We start from the raw sequence: 23,292 nt of genomic DNA, 5'->3' as shown, positions 1-23,292 counted from the left end.
TGCTTTACCTGACGCAAACGTTGCCGTCCTTACCCTCCCCCTTGTGGGGAGGGACGGAGCGAAGCGACGGGGCGAGGTTCTTCTAGATGAAGGAAGTCCCCTCCCGGCTGCATTGCAGCCACCCTCCCCACAAGGGGGATGGCAAGAACGGCAACGCTCGTTTCAAGTCGGCGAACTGCCGAACACCACAAGTTCAGCCATCGACAATTTCCTGGAAACGCAACTATGAACCCCGTTGACGTCACGCAGGGTTCGTCCCCGATCATCCTCGGCTTTCCGCACACGGGAACGGATGTGCCCGACGACATTCTCGCCCGGCTAAATGAAAACGGGCGATTGCTTGCCGATACGGACTGGCACATCGACCGGCTTTATGACGGCCTTCTCCCTGAGGTGACGACTGTTCGTGCTACCTTCCACCGCTATGTGATCGACGCCAACCGCGATCCCGCAGGCGTCAGCCTGTATCCGGGCCAGAACACGACTGGCCTTGTCCCCGAAACCGATTTTGACGGCAAGCCGATCTGGCGCGATGGCGAGAAGCCGACGGCGGCAGATATCGAGACGAGGCTGAAACGGTTTCACAGTCCTTATCACGTGGCGCTTGCCCGGGAGATCGAGCGTGTGCGAGCCGAACATGGCCTCGCCATCCTCTATGACTGCCATTCGATCCGTTCGCATATTCCATTCCTCTTCGAAGGCAAACTTCCGGATTTTAATATCGGCACCAACGAGGGCAACAGTTGTTCACCCGAAATCGCCTCGGCGGTCGGCCGCATCGTCTTTGCCGCTCGCGGATATGATGCCGTTATCAACGGCCGGTTCAAGGGTGGTTGGACGACGCGCCATTATGGACAACCCCAGCTTGGGGTTCACGCCATCCAGATGGAACTGACGCAATCCTCGCATCTGAAGACGGAGGCGCCGCCCTTCGCCTATGACGAGGTCAAGGCGGAAAAACTGCGCAAGCATCTCAAAGATGTTCTCGAAATCATTAAACTGACGGCCGTCAAACTGGGGAGCAAACAATGAACAGTCCGCGCCACAATATCCGCGAAGTGCGCGCTCCGCGCGGCGATCAGCTAAATACCAAATCCTGGATGACGGAAGCGCCCTTGCGGATGCTGATGAACAATCTCGATCCTGATGTGGCCGAAAACCCCAATGAACTTGTGGTCTATGGCGGCATTGGCAGGGCGGCGCGCACGTGGGACGATTTCGACAGGATCGTATCCACCCTGAAAACCTTGAACGAGGATGAGACGCTGCTCGTCCAGTCGGGCAAGCCTGTCGGCGTGTTCAAGACCCATGCCAATGCGCCGCGCGTTCTGATCGCCAATTCCAATCTCGTGCCGCATTGGGCAACCTGGGATCATTTCAACGAGCTCGACAAGAAGGGTCTCGCCATGTACGGCCAGATGACCGCGGGTTCGTGGATTTATATCGGCACCCAGGGTATCGTTCAGGGTACGTATGAGACCTTTGTGGAAGCTGGCCGCCAGCATTATAACGGCAATCTCAGGGGCAAGTGGATACTCACCGGAGGCCTGGGCGGCATGGGTGGCGCCCAACCGCTGGCTGCCGTCATGGCCGGTGCCTGCTGTCTCGCTGTCGAGTGCAACCCGGATTCGATCGATTTTCGCCTGCGCACCCGCTATGTCGACGCCAAGGCGGAAACGCTTGATGAGGCGCTTGAAATGATCGAGCGCTGGACCAAGGCAGGCGAAGCCAAATCCGTCGGGCTTCTTGGCAATGCAGCAGATGTGCTGCCTGAACTCGTGCGCCGCAACGTGCGCCCGGATATCGTTACTGACCAGACCTCGGCGCATGATCCGATCAACGGCTATCTGCCGAAAGGCTGGACCCTGGCCGAATGGCGCCAGAAGCGCGAAAGCGATCCGAAAGCCGTGGAGAAAGCTGCCCGCGCCTCCATGCGCGAACATGTCGAAGCCATGATCGCCTTCTGGGAACGAGGCATTCCGACGCTCGACTACGGCAATAATATCAGGCAGGTCGCCAAGGATGAAGGTCTTGAGAACGCCTTCGCCTTCCCCGGCTTCGTGCCCGCCTATATCCGTCCGCTTTTCTGCCGGGGCATCGGCCCGTTCCGCTGGGCGGCCCTTTCGGGCGATCCGGAAGATATCTACAAGACCGATGCCAAGGTGAAGGAACTGACACCTGGCAACACGCACCTGCATAATTGGCTGGACATGGCGCGTGAGCGCATTGCATTCCAGGGCCTGCCCGCCCGCATCTGCTGGGTCGGGCTCGGCGACCGCGACCGGCTAGGTCTCGCCTTCAACGAGATGGTGCGCAGCGGCGAGTTGAAGGCACCGATCGTGATCGGCCGCGATCATCTCGATTCAGGCTCGGTCGCCTCGCCGAACCGCGAAACAGAAGCCATGAAAGATGGTTCAGATGCGGTTTCCGATTGGCCGCTCTTGAATGCGCTGCTCAACACCGCCTCCGGTGCGACCTGGGTTTCCCTGCATCATGGCGGCGGTGTCGGCATGGGCTTTTCCCAGCATTCCGGCATGGTCATCTGCTGCGACGGTACCGACGATGCGGCGGAGCGTATCAAGCGCGTTCTCTGGAACGATCCGGCAACCGGCGTCATGCGCCACGCCGATGCGGGCTACGAGATTGCGATTGAATGCGCGAGGGAAAAAGGTCTTAACCTGCCGGCAATTCTGGGGCCTTCCTTGGCTGAATAGGGCTGCGCTGCCGGAGGCCCGGAAAGGCTACGTCTCATGAACATTCTGCGCGCCATCGGCTACCGGCAGATGCCATGGAAGAATGGCGGCGGTGTTACCACCGAGATCGCCGTTTCTCCGGCCGCCTCCTCCATTGGCGATTTCGGCTGGCGCATCAGCATGGCATCCGTTGCTTCCGATGGGCCATTTTCGTGCTTTGACGGGATCGATCGGACGCTGACTGTCTTGAGCGGCGCAGGCTTGATGCTCGACGTCGATGGGGAAGCACCGGAGCGATTGACCCCGACGGACAAGCCGTTCGCATTCCCGGGCGATGTGCCAACATCGGCGCGTCTTATCGCAGGACCCATCACCGATTTCAACGTCATGACGCGGCGAGGACGCTGGTCGCATAGCGTCGAAGATCTTCGGATAGATGGGACACGTTCCCTGAGCGTCGTTGCGGGCCTTGTTGTCGTCTTCTGCCGTAGCGGCGAACTCGTTTTGGATCGTTCGTCGGCTCTTGCCGCACATGATACTGCGTTCATCGAAGCGTCGGCAGAGGTCTCCGTCGCCGGATCGGGAGAGGCACTCGTCATCCGCTTGTTTGAAATTCCGGCGGGATAAGAGGGTATCGTGGATCAGTTGGACAACCCGCTCAGCGAAACGCCGAAAGGCCAGCTTTCCGCCCGCATCCGCCGGGACATCGAGCAGCGCATCCTTCTCGGCGAATGGGCTCCCGGGTTTCGCATTCCCATGGAGCGCGAACTGATGGAAACCTATGGTTGTGCGCGGATGACAGTCAACAAGGCGCTGTCGGCGCTGGCAGCGTCCGGCCTCATCGAGCGCCGCAGGAAAGCGGGAAGCTTCGTTTCGCAACCGCTGTCGCAATCGGCAGTCATCGAAATTCCGGACGTGCGTGCCGAAGTCGAAGCCATCGGTCAGGCCTATCGACTCGAGGTGATCTCGCGCCAGCAACGCCGGTCGACGCGCGCCGACATGGAACGCCTCAATGTGCAATCGCCGCGGCAGGTGCTTGCGGTTCATTGCCGCCACTTCGCCGGCCTTCGCGTCCATGCCTTCGAGGACCGCCTGATCGATCTCGTCAGCGTCCCCGACGCTGCCGAGATCGCCTTCGCCGACGAACCGCCGGGAACATGGCTGCGCGGTCACGTGCCTTGGTCGGAAGCAGAAAACCGCATCAGTGCGCTCAACGCCGATGCCTCACTGGCGGATCGTCTCGGCGTGAAGCAAGGCTCGGCCTGTCTGCAGGTCGAGAGATCGACGTGGCGAGGCAAACGGCCGATCACCGCCGTGCGCATGTTTTACCCGGGTGAAACATACCGGCTCATCGCTCATTTCAGTCCGAAGGGTGATGTTCCGCGTCGCGAGCCTGCATAGGATAAAATTCCGGCAGGGATTTGGTCGTTGCCTGCGCTGGTTTACGTGCAAAAGGAATAGTTTGAATCGAAAATCATCCGGCTTCAAACGAAAACAAGGGATTTTCACGCCAAAATTTCTACCATCACGAGAAGTTTTGGTGTGCTCGGTTTCAATCCTCTTTGCCGCATGGATTTCGGTCGTCCTGTGCGTTACTAGTGCGGTCCGGAAAATGAGGCATTGATGCGGAATATTTGGAACGACTGGCGATTGGCGGTGCGCATGCTTTGCGCATTGGCGCTCGTATTCGTCGCCTTTGCGCACCAACCCGTTTCCGCCTCTCCGGCGAGCGCCATCGACCTTGCCGCCTATACCTTGCCGGACGGGTCAGTGCCTGTTCTTTGCCTTGACGGCGAAGTCGACCAGGGACCGCACAAGTCATCCTGGCACGGCAATGGCTGCGAGGCATGCCGACTGTCGGCTTCTGTAATTCTGCCTGTTCCGCCGCGTGCATCAAGCCGGAAAATTGAGCCTGTTCAATCGCTTGTGGTTCAGCGAGAGGCAATTCGGATCGCGCGCAGCCTCTTCCCGCCATCGGCCCCGCCGCAAGCTCCACCACTCGTCTGATCTAAAATGCGCACCGCGTCGGCCTTGCGAATGCAGGGTCGTCACCCTCGCTATCAGACGACTGGAACATATATGACCGTCTCAAGCATGGCTTCCGGCAAGCCCGATTTTCTCAGACTATCGCTCTACCGCGCCGTCTGGCGCTGGCACTTCTTCGCTGGCCTCCTGGTCATTCCTTTCATGCTCAATCTCGCCGTCACCGGCAGTCTTTACCTGTTCAAGGACGAGATCGGCAATACGATCTTCGCCTATCGCAATGTGGTTCAGCCGCGCGGCGGAACATTGGCCCCATCGCTATTGACCGGCAATGCTATGGCAGCAGTACCGGGCTCAAAAGCTTTGCGATATCAATCACCTGGCGTTAAAACGCAGTCCGCGAGAGTGACCGTTGGCACCCCCGCCGGCAATGTCGTGGTTTTCGTCGATCCCTATAGCGGCGCTGTTCTCGACAAGGTCGGCGAGCAGGAAGAATTCAACTGGGTGGTCAGAAAAATCCATAGCCTGGAATATTTCGGTCTGGCGTTCAACCGCATCGTCGAGGCGGTGGGCGGTCTCGCGTTAGTTCTTGTTATTACTGGGATTTATCTATGGTGGCCGCGCAAACAGACTGGCGGCGTCATCAGCGTTCGGGGAACTCCAGACAGGCGCGTGTTCTGGCGCGACCTGCACGCGGTAACCGGCGCGGGAGCTGGCGCGTTGATCTTCTTCCTCGCCATATCAGGCATGCCCTGGTCCGGCTACTGGGGCGACAAGCTGAACACGACGCTGGCCACTAATGGACTTGGCTATCCGGCGCAGCTCTGGGATAACGTTCCCTTGTCGAAACTTCAGACAAAACAAGTGCTTGGCATCTCCGGATGGACTGTCGAAAATGCCTCCGTGCCGGTATCGCAAGCGGCCGGAACACCCGTCGGGCTGGACCAGATCGTCGCCTCGGCCAATGCCCTTGGGATGGCGCCCGGCTTTGAAGTATCGCTGCCTTCCTGCAAAGGCGGCGTCTATACCGCCGCGGTTTTCCCCGGCGACACCATGCAGCAGCGAACGATTCATTTTGATCAATACAGCGGCAAGCCATTGATCGATATCAAGTTTTCTGACTACGGTACCGGAGCTAAGGCAGTTGAACTCGGCATCAGCCTACATCAGGGTCAGTACTGGGGCCTCGCCAACCAGCTTGCGATGCTGGCGACGTGCCTCGCCATCATTCTCGCCTCCGTCTCCGCCGTGATCATGTGGTGGAAACGGCGACCTTCGGGACGACTGGGGGTGCCACCCATGCCGCAGCAACAAAGCGTGTTTGCTTGTCTCACGCTGATCATCCTCGCTTTCGGAATCGTCTTTCCGCTCACGGGATTTGCAATCCTGGCCATGCTCGTTCTCGACCAGTTGATCACCCGCATCCCTTCGCCATTACAACGTGTATTCTCATAAGAAACCTTGATTGGAGACGCTCCTCATGAAACATTTAATCAGATGCGCCGCCGCCATGCTGCTGTTGACGTCGATTGCGAATGCGCAAGCGCATGACCATTCCAAGATGATGCAGGGCGGCGCCGCCGCCACGGGCGACAACGCTTCGATGGAGCCTGTCAAAGCGGGCGATTTGACCTTGAGCGGCGCCTTCGCACGCGCGACCCTACCGGGTGCGAAGGTCGGCGGCGGTTATCTAAAGATCGACAACGGATCGAATGAACCGGACCGCCTCGTTGGCGGTTCCAGCCCGGCTGCTGCCAGGATCGAGGTTCACGAAATGAAGATGGATGGCAGTATCATGAAAATGCGCCAGCTGAAGGATGGTCTTGAAATTCCCGCTGGCGGAAGCGCCGAACTCTCACCGGGCGGCGCGCATCTGATGCTGATCGATCTCACGTCGCCCCTCAGGGAAGGTGACATGGTGCCTGTTACTCTCGATTTTGCGAAAGCCGGCAAAGTAGACGTCCGGTTCATGGTCGCACCAGCTGGCGCGAAGAGCATGGAGCATCATTGATGAATTTCCGTCTCCTGCGCTACACATTATGGGGTCTGGTGGCCATTCTGTGCGGCTTATTGGCTTTCACCTATGTCAATACGCGCAACGGCAGCAATCCTCAGGCCGCGCAACTCGGCGTTCCGTTCAACCTTACCGATCACAATGGCGCTCCCATCACGGAAGCGGCATTCAAGGGTCATCCGACAGTACTTTTTTTTGGCTTTACCCACTGCCCCGAAGTATGCCCGACTACCCTCTTCGAAATGGCGGGCTGGCTGAAGACACTTGGGGATGAAGGCAAAGATCTGCGCGTCTTCTTCATTTCCGTCGATCCGGAGCGCGACACGCCAGAAGTGATGAAGGGCTATACGTCAGCCTTCACGGACAGGATCACCGGGATCACCGGCAATCCGCAAGAAGTCGAGAAGGTCCTGAAAGCATGGCGAGTATACGCGAAGAAAGTGCCGACGGACAACGGCGACTACACCATGGATCATACCGCTTCGGTGATACTGCTTGATCGTGATGGCCGTCTGAAAAGCACGATCGATTACAAGGAAAGCCCGGATGTTGCGTTGAAGAAGCTTCGATTGCTGCTCGCGGGGTAATGGAGCAACCACGATTTCTCCCGGAGCTTGCCGGGAGAAATCACTACGCAACCGGGGGAACCGGTACATTTGTCTACCAGAACACTCATGTTTTTTGGAATTGTTCTAAGTTATTGATTTTTAGCGTTTTTCCCACAATTAGCGTTTGACAAACTTATTAATAGTCGCCTTTATGCCAGAAGTGCAAATGCACATCCCTTTGATGTCTGGGCCTTGAACCCTTTCGATTGGAGGACCCTATGATAGGTCTTTTTCTGCCACGCCAGCGCGTGGTTTCATTGTTGTGTCGCTCGCATCACGCTCGTTCCGTCCACCGGAACAGGCCGATTCAGCCAGTTGCCCGAATTTGCCGCAGTGCTCCCCTCGCCCTGATCCGCAACAGCGAATTGGACAGGAGCGGCGATGTATCCGCGCACATCTGAAATCGGCAGTACGAGTTGCTACTTCGACCGCACGCCGGAAAAGCTGGTGCTCGAGGGTTACCGCCGCTGGACAGCTGGTTTCGAAACCGGTTCTGTCATTGCCTGGGAAATGGCGTTTGGCCTTTATAGCGAGCTCCTGGGCACGCGTGACGGCAACCGGGCACTCTCGGAGCTTTCTTTGTTCATCAGAACTCTCCGGCATTGTGCGCTATGTCCGCTGAAGACCTTTCCCTTCGGTTCGCATCATGTCTGCCGCGAAGAATGCATGACCTTGGGTCTCATTGCAGGGATTCAAAATTGCGACATGGTTGCGGCACGAACCTGCCTCAATGCCATGGCATGTCCATCTCGCCGGGAAGAAGTGGAGCACGCAGCAACTGATTTCGCCAAGACCCTGGCCGAGATGGACCAGATGCTCCTGCCGATCCCACAATCCGCGATCGACGACATTATTTCCCGCCCATTGCGGGCGAAGTACCATTGAGAAGGGAGAGAGCATGATCATCAGTTCGCGTATGGAGCGGCGCCTTTCCATAGCCGCTACCGCCTTGTTGACGGCTGCAACGCTCATCATCCCGGTTGCCACACGGGCTTATCACGACACCCGGTCAAATCCGGACGGCTATACATGGCTTGCCGATGCGACGCCCGGAAAGGCGTTGATCGAGAAATAGTATCTGCTTACCCAGGGAATATCATTCCCAGGCAGTCGCATTTTCCAGGAAAGAGCGCCATTGCTTTCTGAATTTGCCGAAGCGGGCTCTGAGGCTAAAGTTTAAGGGAATCGTGTGCCTCCCGTTAATAGACTACCATTTCAGTAGACTATGTTCATCTGGTAGAATATTCTAATTATGCGCTGCAAAAGGAATTCTTTCTAACGCCCCTATTGAGAGCCGCTCTGCTACGCTTCGGTTCTCATCATATGGAGGCAGGCATGAAACATTCCCGACTTTCCCTAAATTTGGCAGCACTATTGCTCACAGCAACTGTCGCCATTCAGCCGATGTCTGCCTCCTACGCAGACACCACCCTCTTGAACGTGTCCTATGACCCGACCCGTGAACTCTACAAGGATTTCAATGCGGCGTTCGCAGCCAAGTGGAAGGGCGACTCAGGCGAGACGGTGACCATACAGACGTCCCATGGCGGTTCCGGTGCACAAGCGCGTTCGGTCATCGATGGCCTGGACGCCGACGTTGTGACTCTGGCGCTCGAAAGCGACATAACCGCGATTGCCACTAAAACGAAAAAAATCAGCCCCGACTGGCGCGCAAAGTATCCGCACAACTCGGCTCCTTACACATCGACGATCGTCTTCCTGGTACGCAAGGGCAATCCAAAAGGTATCAAGGATTGGAGTGATCTGGTGAAGGATGGGGTGGAAGTCATCACCCCGAATCCCAAGACGTCCGGCGGTGCGCGGTGGAACTATCTTGCGGCCTGGGCTTGGGCCAACACGCAGTACGCAGGAGACGAGACCAAGATCAAGGAATATATCGGGACCCTTTTCCAGCACGTTCCGGTGCTGGATTCCGGCGCGCGCGGCGCTACGAATACATTTGCGCAGCGCGAACTCGGTGACGTACTTCTTGCCTGGGAAAACGAGGCTTATCTCGCGTCCAAGGAATTCGGCGATGACAAGTTTGATATTGTCGTGCCACCCTCCTCGATACTCGCTCAGCCGTCAGTTGCAGTCGTAGATGCGAATGTCGATGCAAAGGGCACGCGCAAAGTGGCTGAAGCCTATCTCGAATATCTCTATTCAAAGGAAGGCCAGACGATCGCAGCCAAGCATTTCTATCGTCCCTCGGAGCCCGAACTGGTGGCACCGGAACTCTTGAAGAAATTACCGGAGTTGAAACTGGTGACGATCGATGATCCTATCTTCGGCGGATGGGCAAAGGCACAGCCCTATCACTTCGGAGATGGCGGAACGTTTGACCAGATCTACAAGCCAAAACAGTAACAGCATGATTTCCAACCTCGCGAAAGCGGGTTGGCGGTTTAAGCAGCCGAGTGTCATACCAGGTTTCGGCCTGACACTCGGCTTCACTCTTGCCTACCTCGCCCTCATTGTACTCATCCCTTTAACCGGCCTTGTTTTTCGCTCGGCATCCCTTGGTTTTTCAGGATTTTGGCACGTTGCAACCGATCCCCGTACAGTCAATGCTCTGAAAATCAGTTTTGGCACGTCACTCGTGGCCGCATTGGTCAATGTCTTCTTCGGCGTCATCGTCGCGTGGGTGCTGGTGCGCTACCGGTTTCCTGGCCGGCGTATCGTGGATGCGATCGTTGACTTGCCCTTCGCGCTGCCAACGGCGGTAGCCGGTATCGCGCTGACTGCACTTTATTCCAAAAACGGTTGGATCGGTCAGTGGCTGGACGTGATCGGCATCAAAGTCGCCTACACACCGATCGGCATCACCATTGCATTGATCTTTATCGGTCTTCCCTTTGTCGTTCGTACAGTCCAGCCGGTGATGGAAGAAATTCGCAAAGAGGTCGAGGAGGCGGCCGCGACACTCGGCGCCAATCGCTTCCAAACGATCACACGTGTGCTGCTTCCAGGACTGCAGCCTGCCATACTGACCGGGTTCGCCCTGGCATTCGCCCGGGCCGTCGGTGAATATGGATCCGTGATATTCATCGCCGGGAACTTGCCCTATGTCTCCGAAATCGCACCATTGTTGATCGTCATCCGCCTGGAGGAATTCGATTATGCCGGAGCAACCGCAATCGCAACGATCATGCTCCTCATTTCATTTTTCATGCTCTTCGTAATCAATCTCATCCAGGCGTGGAGCCGGAGGAGGTATGGCTATGGCGCATGACCCTGTCCATACAACGGACCCATCGTCCACTGCCCGTCATGCCACCACGGAACGGCGCACGTCGCGTTTCATCCTTACCGGTATCGCACTGGTTTTCCTGGGTTTGTTCCTTTTGCTTCCGCTGGTGGCGGTTTTCGTCGAAGCATTCCGCAAAGGCCCTGCCGAGTATATTGCAGCCTTTGCCGAGCCGGATGCACAGGCGGCAATTCGCCTGACATTGCTTGTCGCCGCCATTGCGGTCCCGCTCAATGTCATCTTCGGCGTCATAGCCGCCTGGTCTATCGCCAAGTTCGAGTTCAAGGGCAAAGCCTTCCTAACAACTTTGATTGATCTGCCGTTTTCAGTTTCTCCGGTTATTTCCGGCCTCGTATATGTGCTGCTGTTCAGTTCGCAAACTGTGCTCGGACCCTGGCTCAAATCGCACGGTATCGAAGTCTTGTTCGCCGTTCCCGGAATAGTCCTGGCGACGATTTTTGTCACCTTCCCATTCGTTGCGCGCGAGCTCATCCCCCTGATGCAGGAACAGGGCACGACCGACGAGGAAGCCGCATTGTCGCTCGGGGCCAATGGATGGCAGACGTTCTGGCATGTCACGCTTCCCAACATCAAATGGGGCTTGCTCTATGGCGTGCTTCTATGCAACGCCCGGGCAATGGGAGAATTTGGGGCGGTCTCAGTCGTTTCGGGTCACATAAGGGGCCTCACAAACACGATGCCGCTGCACGTCGAGATTCTTTACAACGAATATAATTTTGTCGCGGCATTTGCTGTGGCTTCGCTGCTCGCGCTATTGGCGCTGGTGACACTCGTTCTCAAGACCTTACTGGAATTGAGATACGGGGCGGAGCTTCGCGCCGTCGGCGGGCATTGAAGGGGAACAGGCTAGATGGACGTTCGTGTAAGTGGTGTACGCAAGGAATTCGATCGTTTCCCGGCGCTGCATGACGTATCGCTCGATATAAATTCAGGCGAGCTTATTGCTCTGCTGGGGCCATCGGGATCGGGCAAGACCACCCTGCTGCGCCTTATCGCCGGACTTGAAACACCCACCGAGGGCAAGGTTTTCTTTGGAGATGAGGACGCCTCGCTGAAGTCGGTGCAGGAGCGTAATGTCGGTTTCGTCTTCCAGCACTACGCGCTGTTTCGCCATATGACAGTTATCGACAATGTCGGATTCGGACTCAAGGTCCGCCCCAATTCCAGCCGCCCCAGCAAGGACGAAATTCGTCGGCGTTCGGCAGAACTCCTGGACTTCGTCCAGCTTTCCGGTCTTGAGAAGCGGTATCCAGCGCAGCTCTCGGGTGGTCAGCGCCAACGCGTCGCGCTCGCGCGTGCCATGGCTATCGAGCCCCGCGTGCTCCTGCTGGATGAGCCTTTTGGCGCGCTCGATGCCAAAGTGCGCAAAGAATTGCGGCGCTGGCTTCGCGAAATCCACGATAAAACCAAGCACACCACTGTTTTCGTGACGCACGATCAGGATGAAGCACTGGAACTGGCCGACCGCGTGGTAGTCATGAGTCAAGGCAGGATTGAGCAGATCGGCAGCCCCGATGAGGTCTATGACCGGCCGAACTCGCCGTTTGTTTATAGCTTTATCGGCGAATCAAGCGCACTGGATGTCAATGTCGACAAAAGTGAATTGTGGCTCGGTGACCAGGCCCTCGGCATGAGGAGCGACCTGCCTGATGGAGAAGCGCAGCTTTATTTCAGGCCGCATGATGTCGAGCTCGTCGACGATTCCGGCGCGCGTATTGCAGGAAAGATCATCGCCAGCCGCCGTGTTGGTGCCACTCGGCGAGTGGAACTTGAAATCAATGGTGCGAAAGGCCGGGTGGAGATTGAAATCCCTGCTGATCATCCAGCCAGGGAAACCAGCCTGATCGCTTTTCGGCCCAAACATTGGCGCGTGTTTCCGAAAAACTAGCAAGACTGCGTGATAGAGAAGCCGGGGATCGAGGGTGCCAGGGTCTCTCCGCGCCATCATGAGGCTCGCACTTCTCGCGCTATTCAGCTACGAGCGCCGCTGCCGCGGCTTTTCTCCTGTGCGGAAACGCTGAAATTACGCACAAAGACCAATAGAAATCTGACTCATTTTCATCAAAACTGATCGCTAACGCTAAAAGTGGTGATAGCTTAATTGCCATGACCTGATTAGACCGTAAACTGAACGTTGGGTGATCGGTCCCTGACCGCCCAAGTGCTGCAATCCCGAAGAATCGTTCTTCCAAACTGAAATGAAACCAATGCCCGTATTGAGCTTTTTTCAAGCGTTCGCATCACAGAAGAAGACTGTTGGACAGAGCTTTGCTGTTCAGCCAAACCCCATACGGGCTCACTATAAATCTATCGACGATCTAAGGGACCTCGGGACGAGGGTGGCGAGGGGCGAAGATGTCCGCTTGCCGGATTATGAACCGATCGTCTTCGAGCAGCGGACCGTAGAGAATGCACGGCTGATCCTGCACTCCTACCGCTCATCCGATGCGGCAGCACGCAATGGAGAAACCATTACGCCGGCGGCCCAGTGGCTCCTCGATAATTATTATCTGGTCGATCAGAACATACAGCAGGTAGAGCGTGATCTGCCGAAGAAATTCTTCCGGCAGTTGCCTTCGCTTGTAAGCCAACCCAGCATCCCGCGGGTCATGGCACTTGCCTGGCTTTACGTCGCCCACACAGACAGCCAGTTTTCCCTCAACAGCCTGAGCGCAATCGTTGAAGGTTTCCAGGCGGTCGAACCGCTGCATATCGGTGAGCTATGGGCGCTTCCATCTGCCGTTCGCTTTATCCTTATCGAGAACGCCCGGCGTTTGTCGTTACGCGTCGAGCGGGCGCGCAGGATGCGTGCATTCGCCAATAGCGTCGCAGACGAAATCACGCTGAACGCCGACAAGGATAATCTACCCCAGCTCCTCGCCCAGTATACGACGGCCGCCAAAGACAGCACTTTCGCAACGCATTTGCTCTATCGCCTGCGTGGCGGCACGGCTCACTCGGGCGCTGCAGTTGCATGGCTGGAGGAAGAACTCGAAAAGAATGGCAGCGACTCCGAGGACGCTATCATTCAGGAACACACGCGCCAATCGACCGGCGGCGTGAGCATGGGCAACCTTATCCGCAGCCTGAAATCGATCGATGACGTCGACTGGATCACTTGGTTCGAGACAGTAAGCGGCGTCGACGCGGTGCTACGCGAAAACTCGAACTTCGATGCGCTCGACTTCCATTCTCGCAATGCATACCGCGTGAGCATCGAAAAAATTGCACGCCGGTCCGGTAAGAGCGAACACGATATTACACAGGCCGCGTTGGAGCTCGCCCGCAAGAGCGCCGAGGAGACTGGCGGCGAAGGCGGCGTGACAGAGCAGCGCAGACGCGATGTCGGCTACTATCTGGCTGGCGAAGGCCGTCCCGAACTCGAGGATGCGTGCGGGTATACGCCAACGCCTCTGCTACGTTGGGTGCGTTTTTACCGGAAATTGGGACTGGCAGGGCTTTGGGCTCCTGCATCATTCTTCTCAATCGCTATTTTGGTGTTGATCCATTTTGTTCTGGATCGTGCCGGACTGTCCGACGGTATGAACCTTCTTTTTACCCTGCTGGCGGTGTTTCCAACGATGGAAACAGCGAACGGGTTCGTCAACTGGATCATACCGATGTTCATGCCACCGACGCGGCTGATCGGGTTTGAATACAAGAACGGCCTGCCTCCGGAAGCGAAGACGCTTGTCGCAGTGCCAACTCTCATCACCTCGCGCGATTCCGTTGATGAGCACATCCGCAATCTCGAAGTGCATTATCTGACCAACCCGCGCGGCGAGGTTTATTTTGCTCTTCTGACGGACTGGGCCGACAGCAAGTTCGAACAGACCGACGACGACCTCGACGTTTTCGATTATGCGCGGGAAAAGATCACGGCGCTCAATGAACATTACACCCAGAACAATCCCCGCTTTTTCCTTCTGCATCGCAAGCGCCTGTTCAACGCCCAAGAAAACCGCTGGATGGGCTGGGAGCGCAAGCGCGGCAAGCTGCACGAGCTTAATTTGCTGCTGCGCGGCGACAAGGATACGACCTATTTTCCCTCGAACGAGGAAATACCGGCCGACATCAAATTCGTCATGACGCTGGACTCCGACACGCGTCTGACCCCAGACTCCGTGAACCGTCTCGCGGGCAAGCTCATCCACCCGCTCAATCGGCCCATCTATAGCGCGAAAGCGGGACGCGTCGTCAGTGGCTACGCCATCTTGCAGCCGCGTGTTACCCCCTCGCTGACCACGGGCGACGACGCCTCGTTCCTGCAGCGCGTCTTTTCGGTCAACCGCGGCATCGACCCCTATGTCTTTGCAGTTTCCGATGTTTATCAGGACGTGCTGGGGGAAGGCACATTCACCGGCAAGGGCCTTTATGACATCGACTTCTTCGAGGCCGCCCTTGATGGCAAGATCGGGGAGAACACTGTCCTCAGCCACGACCTGCTCGAAGGGGGTTATGCGCGCAGTGCGCTTGTCAGCGATGTCGAAGTGGTCGAGGATTACCCCACCGGCTACAACGTCGATATTTCCCGCCATCATCGCTGGACGCGCGGCGACTGGCAGCTCCTGCCTTATCTTTTCAGCACACGACCGGGCGTCACCGCCGTCACGCGCTGGAAGATGGTCGACAATCTTCGCCGATCGCTGACACCGATATTCTGGATTCTTGCCTCGATTGCCGGCTGGACATTGCTTCCTCCCGGACTGGCGACGCTGTGGCAATGTTTCATGATCTTCAGCATGTTCATCGTGCCTACGATGATCCTGTTTACAAATCTTGTCCCGACAGACATGAACCTGTCTCTCAAGGGCCACTTCCAGGCAATTCTGACGGATATATTTGCCGGTGCCGCAGACATTGCCCTGCGCATCACCTTCATCGCCAATATGGCGTGCCTGATGACGGACGCGATCGTTCGCACGCTCTATCGTCTCTTCATTTCACGCAAGCACCTTCTCGAATGGCGCGCCGCGGCACAGGCGAAAACCAGTTCTCCCGATACACTGAGTTATTATCTGCAGTTGATGTGGCCGGCCTTGATCGTCGCTCTGATCGCCATCGGTTTACCACTGGCGATCCAAAGTCCCGCCTGGTACCTGGCCGTGCCATTCGCCTTCATCTGGTTCTTGTCGCCAATGATCGCATGGCTGGTAAGCCGTTCTGCCAAACCGCTGGACGACCTCAACGTTCGCTCGTCTGACAAGGGTGAACTGCGGCGTTTCGCCCGCCGCACCTGGCATTATTACGATACGTTCGTCACAAAAGAGCAAAACTTCATCCCACCCGACAATTTTCAGGAAGATCCGCATCCGGTCATCGCGACGCGCACTTCTCCTACCAATATCGGAATGTATCTGCTTTCGACGGTCGCGGCGCGCGACTTCGGATGGATAAGCTTCAATGAGACCCTGACGCGTATCGACCAGACCCTTGAAACGCTTGAGAAGATGGAGAAGTATCGGGGCCACCTCTATAACTGGTACGAAACGACCACGCTCAGTCCCCTTCTTCCACTTTACGTTTCCGCGGTGGATAGCGGAAATCTGGCGGGGCATCTTGTAGCCTTGTCTTCAGCGTTGGAGAAATGGGCAGAAGCGCCGTCGGTCTATCTGCAGAGCGATCTCGACGGCATTCTGGATGTCGGCGATATCCTGGAAGAAGCGATCAGCGACATCCCCGATGATCGCCGCGTTCTACGCCCCCTGCGCCGCCGCCTGGAGGAGCGGGTGTCCAATTTCCGCCGGGCAATCACCACTATCAAGGAGGAGCCGGAAACGGCGTCGCTTCGAACCATCAACCTCGCCTTGTTTGCGGGCGATATCCAGCGTCTGACTGAAGAATTGCACAGCGAGCTTGAAACCTTCATCAGCGCCACGGCCAACGAATGGGCGCTTCTGCTCGTCAAGACCTGCCAAGGTCACACAGACGATGCCATTGGCAGCCACGAGAGCACGGACGTCTTGCGTGAGCGATTGGGAACACTCGCGACACGGGCGCGGCAGCTAGCTTTCGACACTGACTTTACGTTCCTGGAACGCAAGGAGCGGCGTCTGTTGTCGATCGGATTCCGCGTGGAAACCAACGAACTGGACGCCAGCTGCTACGATCTTCTTGCGTCAGAAGCGCGTCTGGCCAGCCTGTTCGCCATTGCGAAAGGAGATATTCCGGTCGATCATTGGTTCAAGCTCGGGCGCCTGCTTGTGCCTGTGGGCTGGCGCGGTGCGCTCGTTTCCTGGTCGGGTTCGATGTTCGAATATCTCATGCCGCCTCTGGTCATGATTGAACCACTGGGCAGCATGCTGGATCAAACCAATAAATTGATCGTGCAGCGCCAGATCGAATATGGCGAGTCCAAAGGCTTGCCATGGGGCATTTCTGAAGCGGCCTACAACGCCCGCGACCCGGAAATGAACTATCAATACACGAACTTCGGCGTTCCAACCCTCGGTCTCAAGCGCGGCCTCTCCAAAAACTACGTTGTAGCTCCCTATGCAAGCATCATGGCGAGCCAGTACCAGCCGGCGGCAGCCGTCAAGAATTTGCAGCGCCTGCGTTCAATGGGCGCGCTTGGCCAATATGGCTTCTATGATGCCGTTGATTTCACCAAATCGCGTGTGCGCGAAGACGAGGAATATGCGGTGGTTCGCAACTACATGGCCCACCACCACGGCATGTCGATCGTCGCTGTCAACAATGTGGTGTTCGAGGGCCGGATGCGCGACAGGTTCCATGCGGATCCAGTGATTGAAGCCGCCGAGCTCCTGCTGCAGGAAAAGGCGCCGCGCGAAATCCCGGTATTGCAAGCCAAGGCCGAGAACCCGATGCGGAAAGCCGTCGAAAGCTCCGAAGAAACGGCGTCTATTCGCTTCATTCAGAATCCATTGAGCGCACCCAACGCAACGCAGATCATGTCGAATGGACATTACTCGGTGATGGTCACGGCCAATGGCGGTGGCTACAGCCGCTGGAATGGCCTCGCCATTACGCGCTTCCAACCGGACCCGCTCGAGAGCGGCTATGGAACGTTCCTGTTCCTCCGGGACCTCGAGAATGGGGAGTGGTGGTCAGCAACTGGCGACCCGGTAAGGGTTTCGGGCGAAAAAAGCATGACCATCTTTGCCGATTACAAGGCAGAATTCGTCAAGGAGAACGGAACAATCCACTCAACAGTGGAAACCATAGTCGCTTCCGATTCCGATGGTGAGGGTCGTCGTATCATCATCACCAATACCGGCAGCAAGGACCGCATCATCGAGGTTACGTCCTATGCCGAACTCGTCCTGACGAATGAGGACACCGACACCGCTCATCCGGCTTTTGCCAAGATGTTCGTGGAAACGGAAATCGATCAGCGGGGTGATGCAATATACGCCACTCGCCGCAAGCGCGGCAGTGACGACCCCGATATACATCTGGCGCATGTCGTGAGCGACAGCTCGGGCACAATGCGGGAAATCCAGGCCGAGACCGACCGCCGCAACTTTATCGGCCGGGGCCGGTCGTTGCGCGATCCGGTGGCTTTCGACGATGGTGCCACATTGAGCGGAAGTCATGGCTTCGTTCTCGACCCCATCGCCGCACTGCGTTGCCGCGTGCGCGTTCCCGCGCACAAGAAGGTTACGCTGGTTTTCTGGACGCTGGTGCGTCCAAACCGGCAGGAGCTTGAAGACGTCGTCGCCCGCTTCCGTCATCCCGATTGTTTCGCCCGGGAATTTTCATTGTCTTGGACGAGTTCGCAGGTCCGCCTCCACCACATTGGCATCAACCCTGATGAGGCGGCCGAATTCCAGCGCGTTGCCACCAGCCTGATTTATCCGGATAAGGCGCTGCGAATGCCATCGGAGAGCATTGCAAGCGGACTTGGCAGCCAGTCCGAGCTTTGGCCCATGTCGATCTCAGGAGATTTTCCAATTCTGGCTCTGCGCATCGACGATGAAGCGGACATGGAAACTTTGAAGAATCTGCTGAAGGCGCATGAATATTGGCGTGCCAAGGGCCTTGTCGTCGATGTCGTAGTCATCAATGAACGTTCCTTCTCATATGCGCAGGATTTCCAGCGCGGACTGGAAGCGATCTGCGAAAACAGCCGTGCCCGCGGCGCCCAACTTGGACCGCGTGTCCACATCTTCACTGTCAGAAAGGACCAGACGAGCGATGCCAGCTATAATACGCTGCTGGCTTCCGCCCGTATCGTGATGCATGCGCAGAACGGGTCGCTCTCCGAACAGCTGAAACGTATGGCAGGCCTGACTGCGGACCTCGTTCCTGTCACCGAGACGCGGGGGAAAACCCTCATAGCCGGTGACATTGGAAACGATGACCTGCGTGGAGCCGCTCCCGCCCCAACACAGCTCATGAGCAAGCGCCGCCCGAAAATATCCGGCGACGACCTCGCGTTCTGGAATGGCTTCGGTGGCTTTGACATGAAGAGCGGCGAATACGTTGTCCGGCTTGGCGGTATGGTCAGTACACCTCAACCCTGGATCAACGTTATTTCGAATTCGGGATTCGGCTTCCATGTCTCGGCTGAAGGCGCCGGCTTCACCTGGTCCGGCAACAGCCGCGACTACCAGCTGACACAATGGTCGAACGACCCTGTCATCAACCGCTCTGGTGAAGCGATCTACGTCGTAGACCTGGACAAGAACACCGCATTCTCTCCTACCGCATCGGTCTTGCGCGACCCCACTGCCCAATACGAAACGAGACATGGTCAAGGCTACTCCATCTTCGCAGCGCGGCATGGCAATATAGGACTTGAGCTGACGCACACTATAGACCCTCAGCAGCCTGTGCGGGTTTCGCGCCTAAAGGTCACCAATAGCGGTGGTACGGCCAAGCAATTGCGGGTCTACGGTTTTGTCGAATGGATGCTGGGCAATGCCCGCGCAAAAACGTCGCCCTTCATCGTCCCGTCCTGCGATGCGGAAACGGGGGTGCTGTTTGCCCGCAATCCATACGGTATAGATCGCCGTGAACGCGTGGCTTTCTTTGCCGCCAATACCAAGCCACAGTCCTATACTGCCGATAGGGCAGAGTTCTTCGGCAGTCTCGGGTCGGTTGACCGCCCTGACGCGGTGCTGCAGGCAAGGACGTTATCGAACCTCGTGGAGGCTGGTGGTGATCCCTGTGCCGCACTCGCAGTCGATATAAGCATCGCAGCCGGCGAAACGCAGGAACTCATCTTTTACATGGGCGACGCGGGCAGCCAAGACGAAGCGCGACGTATTCTTGCAGACCACAGCAAACGGCCGTTCGACGAAACGCTTCTGGCCTCCAAATCGGTCTGGGCGAACTTCCTTGACGGATTGCAGATCGACACTCCGGACGATGCGTTCAATGTCATGGTCAATAGATGGCTTCCTTACCAGAGCCTTGCCTGCCGCATCTGGGCTCGATCGGCATTCTACCAGGCGAGTGGCGCATTTGGCTTCCGCGATCAGTTGCAGGATACGCTGTCCATGCTGATCCTCGACCCGTCTCTTGCACGCAAACAAATCCTGAATGTTTCGGCCCGGCAGTTCAAGGAAGGGGATGTCCAGCATTGGTGGCTCCCGACAACGGGGGCCGGCGTCAGAACGAAGATTTCCGACGATGTAGTCTGGCTTGGCTATGCCATCGCTCACTACACCTCAGTCACTGGCGACATGAGCATACTTGACGAGAAGATTCCCTTTATCGAAGGGCGGGCACTCGAAAACGGTGAACATGACGCCTTTTACCAGCCTTCGATCTCCGGCGAGGAGGTCAGCGTATACGAGCATGCCGCGCGGGCGCTGGACCTTGCAATTGCCCGCACCGGTCCGCACGGCCTTCCACTCATGCTCACTGGCGACTGGAACGACGGCATGAACCGGGTGGGCGAAGACGGCAAGGGTGAAAGCATCTGGCTTGGCTGGTTTCTCATCAGTACACTGCGCGATGTCTTGCCGATCGCGAGGCATTTCAAGGACAAGGAGCGCATAGAACGTTGGGAACAGCATATCGAGAGCCTGAAAATCGCTCTCGAGAAGGATGGTTGGGATGGTGAATGGTACCGCCGCGGCTATTTCGACGACGGGGCTCCGCTCGGATCGAAGAAGAGCGACGAGTGCAAGATCGACTCCATCGCTCAGTCCTGGAGTGTCATCTCCGGCTATGGCGATCCTGACAGGGCCAAGCAGGCAATGCGGTCTGTCGCAACGCATCTCGTCGATGAAGAAGTTGATATCATCAAACTGTTCACGCCTCCATTCAACAAGACGCGGCACGATCCGGGCTATATCAAGAGCTATCCGGTCGGCGTGCGCGAAAACGGCGGGCAATATACGCATGCTGCAACTTGGGCAGTCCTCGCCATGGCCAAATTGGGCGATGCCGACGAGGCGTACCGATGGTTCAAGAAGCTCAACCCGGTCAACCATTCGCTGTCGTCCGAACAAGCCGAGTCTTACCGCGTCGAACCTTACGTCGTGGCTGCCGATGTTTACTCGGTCGACCCCATGCGTGGACGCGGTGGGTGGACTTGGTATACCGGCTCGGCGGGTTGGCTCTACCGGGTTGCGACGGAAGGGATTCTAGGTATCAGCCGCCGCAATGACCGATTGTTCGTCGATCCGGCATTCCCGTCGGAATGGGCCAGTTTCAGCTTCGTGTTGCGGAATGGCGATGCCCGCTACAATGTGGAAGTCAGGCCATCGACAAAGGAGGACCGCAGGGTCACCGTCAATGGCAAGAAACTTGCCAAACTGGAAGGCGGCATTCCATTGGAGGCAACCGGCGAGCACAAGGTTATCGTGGAAATCCCTGTCAGAGTTCCTGTCATCGCATAAAGGACTCCCGCCGCTTGTATTTTTCGGCAAGCGGCGGTCTAACCCTCTTTGCCAGAAAGATTGATCACCAGCATTCCAGTTGAGAATCTTTGCAACTGACGCCAATCTGGCGCATAATCCGCAGCATGAGACAAGCAATGAATCAGAAGCCGGATTATGAAAAGGAATTGCGCAAGGCGGGTGTGCGCATCACCCGTCCGCGACGTATCATCATAGATATCCTCACTTCGACTGAAGACCACCCTGATGCGATGAAGATTTTTCATCGTGCTATCGAGATCGATGACAGCATTTCTCTTTCGACGGTCTATCGAACCATGAACCTGCTCGAGGAAATGGGTGCGATTCATCGACATGCCTTTAACGGCGGGCCATCCAGGTTCGAACAGGCGCGCGGCGAGCATCACGATCACCTGATAGATATCGATACGGGTGCCGTGATTGAGTTTCAGTCAGGCAAGATCGAGAAGTTGCAGGAGGAGATCGCGCGGTCTCTGGGCTATGATATCGTTCACCACCGGCTGGAACTCTATGGCCGGAAGACCGACCGATCCTCTTGAAGGGCCGCTAGGGTCGGCCTTCAGCGAGTCAGGACGACATATTCAGGCGGCGGTAGACGCCGGCTGCGACGTTAGCAGCTCGTAAATCAGGCTTGCGTCGTGGGCGGTACGAAGTTTCGCAATACGGTCGGGATCGCGCAGCATGCGCGCAATGCGTGACAATGCCTTCAAATGGTCCGCCCCGGCATTTTCCGGCGCCAAAAGCAGGAATACGATATCAACAGGCTGGTCATCCAATGATTCGAAATCAATTGGCGTTTCGAGCTGAGCAAAAACGCCGGCTATCCGCTTCACGCTGTTGATTTTGCCATGCGGGATTGCAATGCCGTTGCCAACACCGGTGGACCCGAGACGCTCACGCTGCAAAATCGTATCGAATACCGCCCGCTCGCTTAATCCGGTGAGGGCGGCAGCCTTTTCCGACATGATCTGCAAAAGCTGCTTCTTGGAATTGACTTTCAACGCGGGCAGGACAGCGTCGGGCTGAATGAGATCACCCAGATCCATTATCTCTCTTCCTTCCAGTTCCGTCCGCGCGCTTTCCCTTGCGCGGACGGGGGTTCGATTTCGCTATGAATCCGCGTCGTTACGTCCGAGCGACGTTTTCACCCGCCACTGTCGATGGATCGATCCAGCCAATATTTCCATCGGCGCGGCGATATACGATATTTACCTGCGTACTGCCAGCGTTTCGAAAAACAACCACCGGGCTATCTTTCAAGTCAAGCTCCACGACCGCTGAAGCAACGCTCATGCTTCTGAGCGCCATCGACGTTTCGGCAACTATGGTCGGCGCATAGTCCTCCGGCATATCCTCCTCATCATCCGGTACGGGTGCCATGACCGTGTAGGAAATATCGTCGAACACACCGTTTGAGCCTGGTGCCTGGTGCGATTTGAGACGCCTCTTATAGCGGCGGAGCCTTTTGTCAACGCGTTCGCCCGCGGCATCAAATGCCAGTACGGGGTCCTGGGCCTCGCCCGCCGCCTGAAGCACGGTACCGGTGTCGAGCCGGATGAGACAGTCGGCAATAAATCGCGAGCCCTGCTTTTCCACCGTGACGTGGCCGGTATATCCACCATCGAAATATTTGGAGACCATCTCGCCTATCCGCTCTTCAATTCGGATGCGGAAAGCGTCCCCAATGTCCATATGTTTCCCAGATACACGCAGACTCATGATACCTCACCTTCATTGTGATCTTCATCGCCCCAACAACCTACACTGTTGTTGAGAGGCGAGCAAAGACATCCCACACAACCAGTGCGGGCGTTTCATCACATTTCACTTGCTGATTCTTCATCTAAAAGGTGCGCTTTCACTTTCAATTGTAGCAAATTACCGGCGCCTG

The 23,292-nt window shown here is 56.9% G+C and carries 18 protein-coding genes; 16 read left to right on the top strand and 2 right to left on the bottom strand.

Annotated elements, in window-relative coordinates:
- The first annotated feature begins 225 nt into the window (after window positions 1-225).
- From hutG to CU100_RS03250, 16 genes are all read left to right on the top strand, one after another.
- A complete protein-coding gene (gene hutG, locus CU100_RS03320; protein ID WP_106715109.1) occupies window positions 226-1,032 on the top strand; it encodes an N-formylglutamate deformylase in 807 nt (268 codons plus the stop codon).
- The gene (hutU, locus tag CU100_RS03315) at window positions 1,029-2,714 is read left to right on the top strand and encodes a urocanate hydratase (protein WP_106715108.1); all 1,686 of its coding nucleotides are present in this window, start codon (window positions 1,029-1,031) and stop codon (window positions 2,712-2,714) included. Before hutG ends, hutU begins: the two co-directional genes overlap by 4 nt.
- A gap of 36 nt (window positions 2,715-2,750) precedes the next feature.
- On the top strand, window positions 2,751-3,320 hold the full coding sequence (locus CU100_RS03310; protein WP_106715107.1) for a HutD/Ves family protein: 570 nt from the start codon (window positions 2,751-2,753) through the stop codon (window positions 3,318-3,320).
- Between the two features lie 18 nt (window positions 3,321-3,338).
- Window positions 3,339-4,094 carry a histidine utilization repressor gene (gene hutC / locus CU100_RS03305; RefSeq protein ID WP_106715968.1) on the top strand — a complete coding sequence of 252 codons (756 nt, stop codon included), beginning with the start codon at window positions 3,339-3,341 and terminating at the stop codon, window positions 4,092-4,094.
- Window positions 4,095-4,316: 222 nt separating this feature from the next.
- A complete protein-coding gene (locus tag CU100_RS03300) occupies window positions 4,317-4,700 on the top strand; it encodes a hypothetical protein (protein WP_106715106.1) in 384 nt (127 codons plus the stop codon).
- Window positions 4,701-4,772: 72 nt separating this feature from the next.
- Complete coding sequence (locus CU100_RS03295; protein ID WP_106715105.1) at window positions 4,773-6,131, top strand: PepSY-associated TM helix domain-containing protein; 1,359 nt, start codon at window positions 4,773-4,775, stop codon at window positions 6,129-6,131.
- 25 nt (window positions 6,132-6,156) lie between these two features.
- Window positions 6,157-6,687, top strand: coding sequence for a copper chaperone PCu(A)C (locus CU100_RS03290; protein WP_106715104.1), 531 nt, complete (start codon window positions 6,157-6,159; stop codon window positions 6,685-6,687).
- Entirely contained in the window at window positions 6,687-7,277 is a 591-nt protein-coding gene (locus CU100_RS03285) for an SCO family protein (protein WP_106715103.1), read from the top strand. The genes CU100_RS03290 and CU100_RS03285 overlap by 1 nt, the downstream gene beginning before the upstream one ends.
- Window positions 7,278-7,679: 402 nt before the next feature.
- Window positions 7,680-8,183, top strand: coding sequence for a hypothetical protein (locus CU100_RS03280; RefSeq protein WP_106715102.1), 504 nt, complete (start codon window positions 7,680-7,682; stop codon window positions 8,181-8,183).
- A gap of 13 nt (window positions 8,184-8,196) precedes the next feature.
- Window positions 8,197-8,373 carry a hypothetical protein gene (locus CU100_RS26695; protein WP_170113717.1) on the top strand — a complete coding sequence of 59 codons (177 nt, stop codon included), beginning with the start codon at window positions 8,197-8,199 and terminating at the stop codon, window positions 8,371-8,373.
- A gap of 260 nt (window positions 8,374-8,633) precedes the next feature.
- Window positions 8,634-9,665, top strand: coding sequence for a sulfate ABC transporter substrate-binding protein (locus CU100_RS03275; RefSeq protein ID WP_106715967.1), 1,032 nt, complete (start codon window positions 8,634-8,636; stop codon window positions 9,663-9,665).
- 4 nt (window positions 9,666-9,669) lie between these two features.
- Window positions 9,670-10,530: a sulfate ABC transporter permease subunit CysT gene (gene cysT, locus CU100_RS03270; RefSeq protein WP_106715101.1), complete on the top strand. Its 861-nt coding sequence runs from the start codon at window positions 9,670-9,672 to the stop codon at window positions 10,528-10,530.
- Window positions 10,520-11,401: a sulfate ABC transporter permease subunit CysW gene (cysW, locus tag CU100_RS03265; RefSeq protein ID WP_170113716.1), complete on the top strand. Its 882-nt coding sequence runs from the start codon at window positions 10,520-10,522 to the stop codon at window positions 11,399-11,401. Before cysT ends, cysW begins: the two co-directional genes overlap by 11 nt.
- 15 nt (window positions 11,402-11,416) lie before the next feature.
- Window positions 11,417-12,454, top strand: coding sequence for a sulfate/molybdate ABC transporter ATP-binding protein (locus CU100_RS03260; RefSeq protein ID WP_106715099.1), 1,038 nt, complete (start codon window positions 11,417-11,419; stop codon window positions 12,452-12,454).
- A 319-nt stretch (window positions 12,455-12,773) separates the two neighbouring features.
- Window positions 12,774-21,380 (top strand): GH36-type glycosyl hydrolase domain-containing protein, encoded by an 8,607-nt coding sequence (locus CU100_RS03255; protein WP_106715098.1) that lies wholly within the window; start codon window positions 12,774-12,776, stop codon window positions 21,378-21,380.
- Window positions 21,381-21,505: 125 nt separating this feature from the next.
- Window positions 21,506-21,940, top strand: a complete 435-nt coding sequence (locus CU100_RS03250; protein ID WP_106715966.1) for a transcriptional repressor — start codon at window positions 21,506-21,508, stop codon at window positions 21,938-21,940.
- 42 nt (window positions 21,941-21,982) lie between these two features.
- On the opposite strand, the gene ptsN is transcribed toward CU100_RS03250, so the two are convergent.
- Both ptsN and hpf read right to left on the bottom strand, forming a co-directional pair.
- Window positions 21,983-22,447 carry a PTS IIA-like nitrogen regulatory protein PtsN gene (ptsN, locus tag CU100_RS03245; RefSeq protein ID WP_106715097.1) on the bottom strand — a complete coding sequence of 155 codons (465 nt, stop codon included), beginning with the start codon at window positions 22,445-22,447 and terminating at the stop codon, window positions 21,983-21,985.
- 79 nt (window positions 22,448-22,526) lie between these two features.
- A complete protein-coding gene (gene hpf, locus CU100_RS03240; protein WP_106715096.1) occupies window positions 22,527-23,120 on the bottom strand; it encodes a ribosome hibernation-promoting factor, HPF/YfiA family in 594 nt (197 codons plus the stop codon).
- Window positions 23,121-23,292: the final 172 nt, after the last annotated feature.

The sequence above is a fragment of the Phyllobacterium endophyticum genome (genome assembly GCF_003010935.1).
GTDB lineage: Bacteria > Pseudomonadota > Alphaproteobacteria > Rhizobiales > Rhizobiaceae > Phyllobacterium > Phyllobacterium endophyticum.
This window is presented reverse-complemented; position numbering and strand designations above follow the sequence as displayed.